This is a genomic window from Bacteroidota bacterium (genome assembly GCA_030017895.1).
Classification (GTDB): domain Bacteria; phylum Bacteroidota; class Ignavibacteria; order UBA10030; family BY39; genus JASEGV01.
In genome coordinates this window covers 1-12,156 of the sequence record JASEGV010000033.1, presented here as the reverse complement: position 1 = coordinate 12,156, position 12,156 = coordinate 1, and the positions used below count along the sequence as shown (strand labels likewise).

The 12,156-nt window shown below is 40.1% G+C and carries 7 protein-coding genes and 1 pseudogene; 5 read left to right on the top strand and 3 right to left on the bottom strand.

Going from position 1 to position 12,156, the window contains the following annotated elements:
- Window positions 1–8: 8 nt before the first annotated feature.
- From yidD to rpmH, 3 genes are read right to left on the bottom strand one after another with little or no spacing between them, the layout of a single operon-like run.
- Entirely contained in the window at window positions 9–242 is a 234-nt protein-coding gene (gene yidD, locus QME58_07850; protein ID MDI6803744.1) for a membrane protein insertion efficiency factor YidD, read from the bottom strand.
- A complete protein-coding gene (locus QME58_07845; protein MDI6803743.1) occupies window positions 239–649 on the bottom strand; it encodes a ribonuclease P protein component in 411 nt (136 codons plus the stop codon). Before QME58_07845 ends, yidD begins: the two co-directional genes overlap by 4 nt.
- Window positions 650–656: 7 nt before the next feature.
- Window positions 657–803, bottom strand: a complete 147-nt coding sequence (gene rpmH / locus QME58_07840; GenBank protein ID MDI6803742.1) for a 50S ribosomal protein L34 — start codon at window positions 801–803, stop codon at window positions 657–659.
- A gap of 211 nt (window positions 804–1,014) precedes the next feature.
- Here rpmH and QME58_07835 point away from each other — a divergent pair, with 211 nt between their 5' ends.
- The 5 genes and pseudogenes from QME58_07835 (at window position 1,015) to QME58_07815 (ending at window position 11,849) form a co-directional block, all read left to right on the top strand.
- The gene (locus QME58_07835; protein ID MDI6803741.1) at window positions 1,015–3,795 is read left to right on the top strand and encodes a TonB-dependent receptor; all 2,781 of its coding nucleotides are present in this window, start codon (window positions 1,015–1,017) and stop codon (window positions 3,793–3,795) included.
- A gap of 19 nt (window positions 3,796–3,814) precedes the next feature.
- Entirely contained in the window at window positions 3,815–7,561 is a 3,747-nt protein-coding gene (locus QME58_07830; GenBank protein ID MDI6803740.1) for a hypothetical protein, read from the top strand.
- An 8-nt stretch (window positions 7,562–7,569) separates the two neighbouring features.
- Window positions 7,570–8,580 carry a PorV/PorQ family protein gene (locus tag QME58_07825; GenBank protein MDI6803739.1) on the top strand — a complete coding sequence of 337 codons (1,011 nt, stop codon included), beginning with the start codon at window positions 7,570–7,572 and terminating at the stop codon, window positions 8,578–8,580.
- A 37-nt stretch (window positions 8,581–8,617) separates the two neighbouring features.
- The gene (locus QME58_07820; GenBank protein MDI6803738.1) at window positions 8,618–11,068 is read left to right on the top strand and encodes a T9SS type A sorting domain-containing protein; all 2,451 of its coding nucleotides are present in this window, start codon (window positions 8,618–8,620) and stop codon (window positions 11,066–11,068) included.
- Between the two features lie 556 nt (window positions 11,069–11,624).
- Window positions 11,625–11,849: pseudogene (locus QME58_07815) on the top strand (T9SS type A sorting domain-containing protein).
- Window positions 11,850–12,156 lie beyond the last annotated feature (307 nt).

Sequence of the window (12,156 nt, the reverse complement as noted above, 5' to 3'; positions counted from 1 at the left end):
TATACTCCTTAAATATTATTCTCTTTTTTATTAGGTACCGGGTCGTATCCGCCCTCGTGCAAAGGATGGCATTTCGAGATACGTCGAACAGCCAGCCAACTTGCTTTAAAGAAACCAAATTCCTGGTAAGCCCCCAAAGCATATTCCGAACACGTTGGGTAAAAGCGGCAAGTGTTAGGCGGCAACAGTGGCGAGATGATTAACCTGTAGAATTTTATTACATATATTGCTAAAACATTCATCCAACTATCCTATTCATAATCATAACCTTCAACTTCTTGAGTATATTCATAATATCTTCGTTCGCAATATTAAACTCGATATTTTTTTCGGGCAGCCTGTTTTTTTTTCCGAAAATAAATACTGCCGAAAGAGCTATCTTTTTCGATGAATCAATGTCGAGTATATGTTTATTTAAACGATAACTTTCGCGCATCAGCCGCTTTAACCTGTTGCGGATTACAGCACCTTTTATTCTTTTATTTGTTGTAAAGCCGATCCGCACCTTGCATTGTTCAGCCGCACCAGCTTCTTCAATCAGAAAATAGCAAATTATGCTCTTTTCAATAATTTTATTCCCCGATGAAATTACTTTCCAGAAACTATTACCTCCTCGCAGAATTTCTGATTTGCGTAAAGTATATCTCAAATAATGGCTAACCTTCGTCGCTTACGGTTAATTTCTTTCTGCCTTTGGCTCGCCTGCGTGATAAAACCTCACGTCCTGATTTAGTTTTCATTCTTTCTCTGAAGCCGTGTACGTTTTTTCTTTTTCGGTTGCTCGGTTGAAATGTTCGTTTCATTATACTTTCCTTCTATAAAATTGACAAAAAAAAAGATTGCTTCCAGACAATCCCAGATAAATTCTTAAATATGCTGTATTTATTTGGATTAAAGATAAGCATATTTAGGAATAAAACCAAAGCGACCAAAATTTGACTTTCAATATAAACATTTGTATTTTTTCCCTGTGTTACATATTAATAAATGCTTTTTTTTGAGGAGACATTTTAAATGAAAATAAAAATATTACTTTTTAACTCTTTTTTAGTTTTTTTATTCACTCTGACTCTCTTTGCCGGTAATACGGGTAAAATTTCCGGTAGAATATATGACTCCAAATCGAACGAACCTCTTATCGGCGTTAATGTTTTTATTGAGGGCACAACATACGGTGCAACATCCGATATTAATGGTAACTACACCATCCTGAATATTCCACCCGGCACATATATCTTAAAAGCATCGCTCTTAGGTTATAACCCTGTAACTATTAAGAACATTTTAGTTCAGATAGATTTAACCACAAAACAGGATTTTATTTTAAGCGAAACCGTGCTCGAAATTCATGAAGTTATTATTACTGCCGACCGCCCGATGGTTCAAAAAGATTTAACTGCATCAACATCTATTGTGAACGCCGAAGCAATACGGGCATTACCGATTCGTGAATTCACTCAATTAGTTAATTTACAAGCCGGTGTAATGGCTGGACATATACGAGGCGGGCGCAGCGGCGAAACTGCATACTGGGTCGATGGCGTTCCTGTAACCGACGTTTACGACGGCGGAGTAGTGATTGAAGTTGGTAAAGATGCGATTCAGGAACTGCAACTGATAAGCGGCGCTTTCAGTGCTGAATACGGTCAGGCAATGTCGGGTATCGTTAATATCAGCACGAAAGATGGAGGGAATAAATTCAGCGGCTCGTTTACATCGTATATCGGCGACAATTTAAGTTCACATAAAGATATTTTTTTAGGAATAGATAAAATTAATACTTTCTCGATTCGAAATTTTGAAGGAAGTTTTAGCGGTCCCGTTTTTCGAGATAAAATATTTTTCTACACAAATGCGAGATATTATTATAACGACGGCTGGTTGTCGGGGGTCCGTAAATATAATCCATCCGACATTACAAAAAACTCCGACCCAGATATTACAAAATGGATAATTTATAAATCGGGAGACGGAAAGATAATTCCGATGAACTGGAACGAAAAAAAATATTTCCAATTCAAAACTTCGGTGAATATTCTTCCAACACTCAAACTTACACACAGTTATTTTTTAGATAGAGTGAAATATCAGGATTTCGATTTTTCTTTAAAATACAATCCCGATGGAAACCTGAATCGATTCCGTAACGGGTATTCAAACATATCAACACTTACTCATTCATTATCGAGTTCAACTTTTTATACTGTCGGCATTTCTAATTTTTTCAAAACCTATCAGCATTATCAATATGAAAACATACACGATCCACGATACATCCATCCTAACCTGAACAATCAACAACCGCCTTATAGTTTTCGAACCGGTGGTGGTAATTTACATCGTTTCCGTCGTTTCACAGAAACTTGGACTGGGAAAGCGGATATCACTTCACAAGTTACACATACACACCTAATTAAATTTGGTGCAGAATACCGACAACATCAGATTGGCTATGAGGACTTCAATTTAATTCCATCGGACGGCGATCTGAGCCGCAACCCAAACAGCGATAAAGACGATAATAATCCGTTTATACAAACAAGATTAGGGGATATTTCGGGATATTCATACAATTATTATAAACGAAAACCAATTGAGCTTTCCGCCTACATACAAGATAAAATGGAATTCCAGGATATGATCGTTAATGTTGGCATCAGGGCTGATTATTTTGAGTCGGATGGATGGATGTTATCGGACGAATCCGACCCGAATGTTTTTGACCCTCTAAGACCGTCGAACCGCTTTCACGATTACAATGGTGATGGGATTAAGCAGGAAGATGAGCCGGTAAAAACTTTGGCTGAACGAATGGCTTATTGGTACAAACGTCCATCGGCTAAATTCCAATACAGTCCGAGGATTGGAGTGGCTTTCCCGATTACCGATAGAGGTAATATCCACTTTTCGTACGGACACTTTTTCCAATTGCCGGCGTTCGATTTATTGTATCAGAATCCTTACTTCAAATTAGGAACCGGGACGGGCAACATCGGAGTGGTTGGAAACGCCGACTTGAACCCGCAACAGACTGTAAGTTACGAAATAGGAGTTCAACAACAGTTGACAGACAATCTGAGTTTGTTTTTAACTGGTTACGTTCGTGATATCCGGAATTTAGCAGGCACACGCGCTGAAGAAATTTTTATCTTCGGCGGTTCGGCAAAATACAGCAAGTATGTGAACAGCGATTTCGGTTTCGTGCGAGGAATTATCGTTTCACTCAATCAACGTTTCACACAAGGGTTTTCGGCAACACTCGATTACACTTATCAGATTGCTAAAGGAAATTCGAGCGACCCGTCGTCCACACGAAATGCAATTGCAGGCGGCAGGCTTCCGGAAACTCAATTAGTCGCTTTAGATTGGGATCAGCGCCACACTATGAATACGACAGTGAACTATAACGTCCCAAACAACTGGGGTGTTAGTTTCATTATTCAATTGGGTAGCGGTACTCCATATACTCCGCCGCAATCAGCCGACATTGGTGTGTTGCTTATCAACAGCGAAACCAAGCCATATTATATGAATGTAGATTTTCGCGGCTTCAAAGATTTCTCGATAGATGCTTTGCGATTCAGCATCTTCACACGCATAACTAATCTGTTTGATACTCAGAACCAAATAAATGTTTATACCGATACAGGCAGAGCTGATTTCACAATTTATGAACAGCAAGCGCGTCTCAATCAACAACCCGAGTTGGTAAATAGCTTGGGCGAGTATTTTAGAAATCCTACTTTCTATTCTCAACCTCGAACAGTTGAATTAGGTTTATCAATTTATTTTTAATAAACATAAATAAATGAATATGAAAAAAATTATACTATTAATATTTCTACTATTTTTAATTAGCGACTGTGTGTTGTTAGCACAGGAGCGGGGCGACCGGACATTTCGAAAATCAGGAACGCTTAACGGCAACCGTGTTAAAACAGTTTTTGGAAATTATGGCGTGATAGCACAACCAACGGGTATCGGTCCTCGCGGTGCTTGGAAATACGATGACAACGGGTACGTCGGAGATGTATCGCCGCTCGTAGCTGTTGAAGTTCCCGTTAAGAAAAAGCGGAGAGACGGAACAATTATAGATACCACTTTTACTTCTGTTGTTATATGTCCCGTTGAACGTCCAGGTGGAGGCGATGGACCTCCCGCCGGAGGCGCTTTTTGGGGATTTGAGCCTATTCCGGGCTACGCAAACCCAAACAGGAACGAACCGGGTAAAAGTGTTGCTGTCAATAACATTCGCGACACATGGCCCCCTTATTGGCCCGACCAACCAACCTGGATTGATGTCCAAGGTAATGCACAATGGAATGGCTACTTCGGCAGAGGAGTTATGAATTCCGATCAGGAAACATATTTTAAAATGGATGATAATGCGGATGAAGAATTTTATGCATCCGATTGGAAAGTGTTCAGCGCCGATTCATCGTCTTTTATTTTTGTTCCCGATTCAACCGATCTGACTCGCAAAGGGCTTGGTTTAGAAGTAAAAGTCCGTGCTATGCAGTGGAATAATTTCCTAGCTCAAGATGGTATCTTTTGGCTTTATGAAATTACAAACAAAAGTAAAGTCGATTATCCAAAAGTTGCTTTCGGTATGATTGTAGGAACTTATGTTGGAATTGGAGGAACCGAGTGGAACGACGATGTGAGTTTTTTTGATGTCAAGGAAGATTTAACTTACAGTTGGGATTATAATTTCTCAATCGACCCATCGGCAAATCCGAAATGGCAGCCAAATCCCAACGATGTAGGTTTTGTCGGTTATGCATTTTTGGAAAGTCCGAGTAATTCTTATGATGGAATTGATAACGATGGCGATGGTAGAAACGGAGCTGGAAATTTTTTCGTAGAGCTTGATTTCCTGCCGCGCGTTGCTGCTCTTTCACCCGGTACTAATCCGAATTTCCCGGCTAACAAATTGGTGTTGATAGATAAAAAAACATTTGCACGAACTGTTGTTGATGTGCCAAACGCACGAACAGATTTTGTATCACAAGGAAAAACTTATTCGATAGCCCCTGGCGATACATTAACGGAAATCATCAATAACGGTTTCGATGATGACCTCGATGGTCTGATTGATGAAAACCCTGAAGTACACTACAAACAAATTCGCAGGAAAGCCGATGGAACTATACTTTTCGAAAAATTAAATCCGTTAAAATATAAAAACTATTTTACAGGAGTTGGACTTTCTAATCCATTAATTGATGAAGCCCGCGATGACGGTATTGATAACGATGGCGACTGGGACGTAACAACCGACGATGTAGGTGCAGACGGAGTTGCCGGGACAGGCGATGCAGGTGAAGGTAATGGTAGACCCGATGCAGGCGAGCCACGTTTCGATGCAACTGATATTGACGAGTCGGATATGATTGGCTTAACGAGTTTCGAATATTTTGTTCCCGCCGGCAACATCTCGATGGCAAATGATGCAAACCTCTGGCAGCGAATGGCTCCCGGTTTCTTTGAAGTTCCAACTAACTTTGTAAATAATATGGCGATAAGGGGTGAGGATGGCGACTTTATTTACGGATCGGGCTATTTTCCACTACCTGCCGGAAAAACTGAAAGATTTTCGTTAGCCCTTTTCTTCGGTGAAGCTCCAGCCCGTCATCAATTGGATACGGCATCGCTATATTCTAATTTACGAACGATGAAGCAAATCTATTCCAATAATTACAATTTTGCAAAGCCGCCTGAAAAGCCAACACTCACCGTTGTTGCGGGCGACGGTAAGGTTACTCTTTATTGGGATCGAACGTCGGAAGAAAAAACTTTTGATTCCGATTTAAAGGTAAATGATTTTGAGGGGTATAAAATTTACCGTTCAACAGAACCTAACTTCAATGATATACGTGTAATTTCGGACGGGCAAGGTAATCCGTTGTTCGATCGTCCTTTGGCTCAATTCGATTTGAAGAATGGAATATCGGGTTTCTTCCCGAACGATTTCGGCAAAGGAGTAAAGTATTATTTAGGCAGCGATGTAGGAATTCAACATTCATTTGTGGATAGCACAGTGCAAAACGGAAAAATTTACTACTACGCTGTAGTAGCTTATGATAGGGGAGATGTAGAGAAAAATTTACCCCCATCTGAAAATACAAAATTCATTGCCCGCGATGCGACCGGAAAAATTACACTCGATATAAATACAGCATTTGTAATCCCGCAAAAGCCATCGGTCGGATATGTGCCGCCCCCTTCAGGTATTCAACTTACAAAAACAAAAGGGCAATCGGAGGGAACGGTTTATTATAATGTTATGGATGCAACTAAAATAAAAGATGGAAATAAATACACCTTAAAATTTTTCGATTCATCTATGGACAGTGTCGATAATAATAATAATTGGAGAAATCATATTAAGAATACTGCCGGAAATATTATTGCGTGGAGAGACGATGTAGGTGCCGACGGCGACTCAACACAAATTGATATTGATGGAACGCAAGGTAACGGAAAACCGGATGTCGGTGAACCGAATATCGACCATCGCGATAACGAAGAAATGATACCAATAACTTCTTTCTACAAGATAGTGAATAACACAAATCCTGCGGCACCAATAACTGTAATTAAAAAAAGTCCTTACATGCACAGAACACCATATTTGCCCGAAGTAAAGGACAGTGATATTTTTGATGGAATTACACTTGTTTTCGCCAACGAATGGAACCGGATTATAAATCCATTTGCATCGGGCTGGTCCGACACATCAAAACCAAATCTATTAACATTCAGACCAAGAATTGAGGGGAGGCAGATAGGTAGCATTATTTATGAGGACAGCGGCAAACGCCCGCCGTTTGATTACGAGATTAGATTTTCAAATTCATTCGACCAGATGTCTGCACCTTTCGTTTTATTCGAAGACACTCCGGCACGGTTTAATATGCCGGCGCGTAGAACAAATTTTAAAGTTTACAATATTACCGATAGGAACAATCCAAGAGAGATAAAATATGGCTTTTACGAAAGAGCTAACCCGAATGTTGTAAGGGACACACTCTCGAACAATGATGTCGTTTGTTTTATTGATTCATTAGCAACGAATGTTGTTTCGTGGCTCATCGAATTCAAAGGAGTTGATTCAACTTCGTACAGACCTTTAGAAGGTGACAGACTTCAAATAATAACGACGAAACCGCTCAACCGAAACGATGAATTTGAGTTTAGTGTTGTTGGTGCAAAGATCGACATTCAAAAAGCTAAATCTGAAATCAAAAAAGTTAAAGTCGTTCCCAATCCATACGTATCGGCAACAACACAAGAACAACCTTTGCCCACAGGCGTTACTGGCAGAGGCGAACGTAAAATTACATTCACAAATATTCCTGTAAATTCTAAAATCGACATTTATACGGCACGGGGCGAACACATCCGCACGCTTTATCACAGCGGCAATATGTTTGAAGGTGAAGTAACTTGGGAATTGCGGACAAAAGAGAATTTAGATATTGCTTTCGGTGTTTACTTTTATGTAGTCGATGCACCCGAAGTTGGCCTTCAGTATGGCAAAATTGCGATAATTAAATAGGTAGAAATATGAAAAATATATATACAATACTGATTTTGCTTTTAACCACATCAGGTTTGTTGCTTACTCAATCAAAAGTTGGCACTACGGCAGCTCCATTTTTAGGAATCGGTGTTTCGCCCAGGTCATCTGCTCTGGGTGGTTCTTTTGTTGCATTGGCTAACGATGCCTCGGCACTTTACTGGAATCCCGGTGGAGTCTCGCGATTGAATCGCACCGAATTAATTGCTGCGCATACACCGTGGTTAGTTGAAACCGATTTTAACTGGGTAGGTTTGGTTGTGGCTATAGATGAGGAAAACGCATTCGGTTTGAATATAACCCATCTCGATTATGGTGATGAAGAAATAACAACGATCGAAAATCCGGAAGGTATTCAGCAGTTTTGGGATGCTTCCGATTTGGCTGTGGGTTTAACTTACGCAAGAAATCTAACTGACAGATTTTCAATTGGTGGTACAATTAAGTATATTCAACAAAGAATATGGCATTCTTCTGCAAGCGCCTTTGCTCTTGATGTTGGTATTCTGTTTAGAACTTATTTTAACGATATGAAAATAGGTATGAGCATAACTAATTTTGGATCTGAAATGCAAATGAGCGGCAAAGATTTATACCGCAAGATTGATTTAGCGCCAGGCGACGGCGGGAATAATCCTGCGGTTACAGCAGTATTAAAAACAGACTCGTGGACATTGCCGCTGCTTTTCCGTGTCGGTGTTTGTATGGATGTTCTGAAATTTTCCAACTCTACTTTTACAGCGGCTGTCGATGCTTTATACCCTAACGACAATTCCCAATCTGTAAACTTAGGAATTGAGTATAATTGGAATAACAATGTTTTCTTTCGTACCGGTTATAAATCGTTATTCCGCGACGATGCCAATCAAGGTTTCTCGTATGGCATCGGTCTGAAATATAATTTGTACAGCGATTCAGATTTATTTATCGACTTCAGCTCTGAGCAATTCGGCGTGTTTAAGGATGTTCAGAGGCTTTCATTAGGTGTTACTTTTTAATTAAATAATCACTAATAACAAAACAAGGAGGTTTCAAATGAATAAGTTTTTAATAACAATTCTCCTCGTTGTCGGCTTAGCATTTAGCTCGACAACTTTGGGACAACTATTGTTGGAAGAAAATTTTGACTATCCAGCAGGAGATTCTTTAAATGTACTGCATGGTTGGGTTGTTCAACCAACAGCATCGTATGTTAATACTATCAAGGTAGTGTCCCCCGGATTGACTTATGCTAATTATCCCTCGGTTGTGGGTAATGGTGTGCACGTCGATACTACTGGTCAGGATATTTACCGGACATTTACTTCACAGACTTCAGGAAGTATGTATGCCTCGTTTCTCGTAAACATAACCAAAGCTACGACAACGGGCGATTACTTCTTCCATTTTACCGAGTCTGCGGGAAGTACTACATTTAGAGGTAGAGTTTTCGCTAAACTCAGCGGCAGCGACGTTGTATTCGGGCTATTAAAAGGATCCACTGGCACAGCCGTTTATACTACAGCAACTTACGCGATGAATACTACTCATCTTATCGTATTGAAGTATTCATTTAATTCAGGTTCAACGACAGATGACTCTGTCTATTTATTTATTAACCCATCACAAGGTGCGGTAGAACCAATACCGGATCTCAGCTATGGATCTACAGATGCTGATTTTACAGGTTGCGCAGCGATTAACTTACGACAAGGAACCAACGTAAATGCTCCTCGTTTAACATTAGATGGTATTCGTGTAGGTAAATCTTGGTCTGCAATTTTCCCACCGCCTCCTACTTATAATGTAACATTCAAACTTAATACATCAACCCGCAACGATACAATTGTATCGACTTCTATGGTACAAATTAGAGGCAATACAGCTCCACTTACTTGGGGCGATGATTCTCCTTTAATGACAAACATAGGTGGCGACTATTGGGAAGTTACACATCCTTTCCCAAGTGGAACAAACTTAGAAGTGCAATACTATGCCACAGCATGGGAAGATATGTCAAACACTGCATTTACTGTTACAAAAGATACTGTACTTCCTCTACGATATTACAAACGGGGTTTCGATAACCCACCCTACACACCTTCAGATAGTGTTGATGTATGGTTGAGGGTTAATGTTGCAGGAGTAATTGGTTTCGACCCGGCAACGCAACAGGTTGGAATTCGTGGAGGTTTTGAGCCATTCGACTGGGGTGCAACTTATCTATTATCTCGCGAAGGAACGAGCATGTTTTATTCAGGAGTTGCAAAATTCCATCCCGACAGTGCAAGAAACATTTACTATAAATATTATATCGATGGACCTGGCGGTGCAGGATGGGAACCCGGTGGCGACAATATGTTCCCAATGAAAAACGATACTACTATCGTTTGGAAATGGTTCGGCGGTTTACGTCCAACCGACAAACCGATAACTGAAAAAGATATTACATTCCAAGCCGACATTGCGGCACTTATAAACAGCGGCAGTTTTAATACTGCAACTGATTCTTTAAAAATTCTTATTTTTGCTGGTGGAGCCATAACCGGTGGTAACCAAAAAATGGTTGAAGATTTTATGACAGCTGGCCTGTTCACTACAACTCTTACAATCAAAACTGCTCTCGATTCAGAAGTTAAGTACAAATTCAAAGCATATCCTGATGAAAGATTTGAAAACGGCGGTGGTTATGAAACTGGTTCGGACAGGGTTTACGTATGGGCGGGCGTTGATTCAATCTTACCAATTGCTTTCCCGACAATTATTCCTAAAGCAGTCGGACTACCACACGATGTAATGATAAAGTTCGTGATAGATATGAGGGCTCCTGTTGACTTCCGCACATCCCAGCTAATAACTAATTTAAGAGATGTTTGGATAAAAGGGGGCGCAGCTCCATTAGGTGCTTGGCAGGGTAATTGGAGTTACGACGATACAACAGCAGGTACATTAATTAAATTGTACGACGATGCAACCAACGGCGACGAAATTATGGGCGACAAGTTTTACTCACGCGATATCCTCTGGCTCGCTGGTACCCCCGGCGGCACATTCGAGTTCAAGTTTGCTGCTGGTTATCCGGGCGTTGAACTTGGCGGTGCTTATTATTTAGATAACGAAGCCGGTTATGGTAGTAATCACTCGTGGACTTTCCCAACTCCTCCTCCAACCTCTGCTCGTTTACGTATAGTTTTTGGAACTATGGGACCTGTTTCTGTACGTGATATTAATAGTGCAATTCCTGATAATTATTCGTTATCACAAAATTATCCAAATCCGTTTAACCCAAATACTAAAATTGATTTCAGTATTCCTGTTTCTGGTTTAGTTACACTGAAAGTTTACAACATTTTAGGTCAGGAAGTTGCAACACTGATGAACGGCGAAATGAAAGCCGGTAACTACCGAGTCGATTTTAGCACCGACAATCTTTCGAGTGGGACATATTTCTACAAATTAACTGCCGGTTCATTCACGTCAGTGAAAAAGATGCTGTTGATGCGGTAATGCGGTAAGCTCAACGTATCGTTGGCTCATTGAATCAATGAATCAATGAATAAATGTACCAATGGCAATAAAGAGCCGATTCAGTCCGTTTCCGTCAACCGACGGATAACGGAGGAGTCGGCTCTTTTTGTTATCGCAATTACTGCTCTGTAAGTCGAGCAGTTTGTTCGACCTAATAAAAGTCGACGAACCTCATCGACTTACAAACAAAAAGCCCTGCCGTGGTTTCGCTTTTCAAAGCTGGAAATATATAACCGGAAAGTCGGATCGCAAATCTGACATTCTGCTAAAAACAAACACGAAATAATTTCATCCGAACGTTTAGTGAGCCTGTCGAACCAAACGTTTACTCTTTAACCCGAAAAATGCAATAGAAAATTGTTTCTTCCACTAATATGTTAATGTTGATTGGTTTGCAGCAAAAGAATATTTCACTTTTTCTAATGCAATGCAATTAGAAAATCTGTCCTTAAATTGTTATATGCCAATAGATTACAGAAGTCGAGCCTTTAAATGATTTCTCGAATGCAATTTTCGGGATCATCCCAATCCTTTCAACCCGACAACGGAAATACACTACGGTTTATCCGAAGATGCACACGTTGTGTTGAAGGTGTACGATATTTTAGGAAGAGAGTTTGCAACACTCATCGATGAATTCCAGAAAGCGGGTTATAAGTCTGTACATTTTGATGCAAGTAATCTAACGAGCGGTGTTTATATTTACAGGATTCGAGCTGGTAAATTCCACGATGTTAAGAAGATGATCCTGATGCGGTAAAAATCATCGGTTCATTGAATCATTGAATCAATGTATAAATGGGTCAATGTGTAAATGGATCAATGGAAAAATGGACCAATGGTTCAATGTTAAAATTTTGATTGAGCCGATTTTAAGAGTGGGAAGTCGCCTCAATTTATGGGCAACCGATTGATCTCCTTTCCTGCTGCGATCTACTGCAATATTTACGCTTTCATTCTTTCGCCTAATTCTTCGACTGTAAATATCCAGCCAACAATTTTACCTGGTTGGATATCTTTGAAATTCTTCCAGTATTCTTTTGTCCGCATAAAGCGTGAACTTGTAT